Annotated in this window: 2 protein-coding genes; one reads left to right on the top strand and one right to left on the bottom strand. The window is 63.7% G+C overall.

Annotated features, from left to right (window positions below; genetic code table 11):
* Positions 1-116: 116 nt before the first annotated feature.
* Positions 117-1,367 carry a cellulase family glycosylhydrolase gene (locus EOA27_RS33520; protein WP_126080750.1) on the bottom strand — a complete coding sequence of 417 codons (1,251 nt, stop codon included), beginning with the start codon at positions 1,365-1,367 and terminating at the stop codon, positions 117-119.
* A 53-nt stretch (positions 1,368-1,420) separates the two neighbouring features.
* On the opposite strand from EOA27_RS33520, the gene ybgC reads away from it, so the two are divergent.
* Positions 1,421-1,891, top strand: a complete 471-nt coding sequence (ybgC, locus tag EOA27_RS33515; protein WP_126080751.1) for a tol-pal system-associated acyl-CoA thioesterase — start codon at positions 1,421-1,423, stop codon at positions 1,889-1,891.
* The last annotated feature ends 193 nt before the right edge of the window (positions 1,892-2,084 follow it).

Genomic DNA, 2,084 nt, shown 5'->3' with positions numbered 1-2,084 from the left:
CCGGTTTCCTGCGCTTCCGGTGCTCACGTACTTTAAGTACGCTCCGCTCCGGTTCTCGGAACCCGCCATTCTCGACTCGGCCTGACCTGAATCTCGGTACGCCTTGGTTTGCTGCCTTACCGCAGCGACCTGATCACATCCATCACATTGGGTTCCGCCTTCTCGCCGTCGAACGCATCGACGACGCCGAAGGCGCCGCCATAGCTCCACACCGACCAGGAAAAACCATACGCCTCGGCGCGGGCGATCATGTAGCCCACATAGGCGGCGCGGTACGCTGCCGGCATGACGAAGCCGTTGCCGTATTCCTTGCGGATCATGCCGAATTCGCCAAGCGTGATATCCTGAGGCTTGATGCCGTTGGCCTTCGCCCAGGCGTCGACCGTCCTGAACGGCGCATCCATGACGGCGGCCAGCTTTTCGGGACTGTCCATCGCTGCCACCTGTTCGTCGAGATAGGCGAGCATGCCGCTCTGCCGCGCCCAGGGCGCCTCGGCCTTGATCCGATCGCGGATCGTGTCCAGCGTCACGTCCAATTGCGGCTTGGGAACGGCTGTGAGCGGATAGGGCAGGCCGGTGACGTATTGGATGAAATCGCCGGCCCAGGTCGCTCCCTGGTGTGTCAGAAGGAACGGGTCGTAGGAATGGAAGGTCCAGATGATGTTGTCGTCGGGGATCGTCCCGGGGTCGATCCTGGCCAGGGACTCCGCGTTTGAAAAGCAGCCGCCGGTCAGGATCAGCGTGAGCCTGGTGGCGGAAGCTCGCGCGGCCGCGAACAGCTTTTTCTGGCGGTCGGGCCAAAGGTTGGTGCCGTTCGCGTCGCAATCGACGATCGGCTCGTTCATCAGCTCCAGCGCGACCTGCTTCGGATCTTCCCGGGCCAGCGTCTTTGCCATGTTGCGCACGACCTCGGCATAGGCGTCGAACGTCGCCGGACCGTCCATCACCTGCCCCATGCCGATCTTGCGGTCGCCGCCCGCGGGGATCAGATGCAGGTCGACGATCACCTTCAGGCCGGCGCGGTTGATCATGCGCGCCGAGTCGAGCACGCTGGCATAGAGGTCGTCGCGAAGCGCTTCGGTCCGGTCCGAGAGAAAGGGCGAGGGATCGACCGGCATGCGCAGGAAATCGAGACCGGCATCCTTGAGCGCCTTGAGGTCGTCCTGCTTGAGGAATTTGCGCCACTCCGGATAAGGCAGGATCGCCCGGCGATCGCTCCATTTGTCCTCGGTGGGCCAGGTGACCCATCGGTCGAGATTGAGGCCGCGTTTCATCGAGAACGTCGCTGCCCCGGCCGGCAGCGCCAGCGCGCCGAGCGCAAGCAGCGCCGCCATCAAGCTCTTGATCATCGTGCCCAACAGTGCCATCCCGTTCCCGCGCGAGAGACACCTGCCCTTCTGGGCCGAAAAAGGAAAGCGCGATGGACGATCATGGTGAATCGGCGGCGCTCAGCGCCGGGCTTTCCGGCGCGCTGACGGATTTCGGCCACCGGCTGATGGCGAGGGTCTATTATGCCGACACCGATTTCTCCGGCGTCGTCTACCATGCGCGCTATCTCGAGTTCCTCGAGCGCGGCCGCTCCGACTATCTGCGGCTGACCGGCGTCCACCACACCGAGCTGCTGGACGGCAAGCATGGCGAGCGCATCGTCTGGGTGGTGCGGCGCATGGAAATCGACTTCCGCTCGCCGGCCCGCATGGACGACATCCTGACCATCGACACGCGCACCGACGACATCTCCGGCGCCCGCATCTTCATGGGCCAGCAACTGAAGCGCGGCGGCGAGGTGCTGGTCGAGGCGAAAGTCGAGGCGGCGATCGTCGGCGAAAGCGGGCGCCCGAAACGGTTTCCAAGGGAGTGGATTGCCGCCTTCATGCCTCGGGTACGCTGATATTCAGGTGATGCCGGCCTGCGAATGATGGCTTCCTGCGCTTCCGGTGCTCACGTAGTTTCTAACTGCCGCACGTCCTTATCGGAAAACCGGAGACCACTTTTCCGGGACATGCCGAAGTACGCTCCGCTCCGGTTCTCGGAAGCCATCGTTCTCGGCTCGGCCTGACCTAAATCTCAGCATACCCTTGCGG

The sequence above is a fragment of the Mesorhizobium sp. M2A.F.Ca.ET.037.01.1.1 genome (genome assembly GCF_003998075.1).
Taxonomy (GTDB): Bacteria; Pseudomonadota; Alphaproteobacteria; order Rhizobiales; family Rhizobiaceae; genus Mesorhizobium.
The sequence above is the reverse complement of the archived record's forward strand: the minus strand, read 5'-3'. Positions and strand labels throughout refer to the sequence as shown.

Excerpts from the sequence above, each read along its gene's own strand:
- EOA27_RS33520 (WP_126080750.1), bottom strand. The coding sequence starts at position 1,367 with ATGGCACTGTTGGGCACGATGATCAAGAGCTTGATGGCGGCGCTGCTT.
- ybgC (WP_126080751.1), top strand. The coding sequence starts at position 1,421 with ATGGACGATCATGGTGAATCGGCGGCGCTCAGCGCCGGGCTTTCCGGC.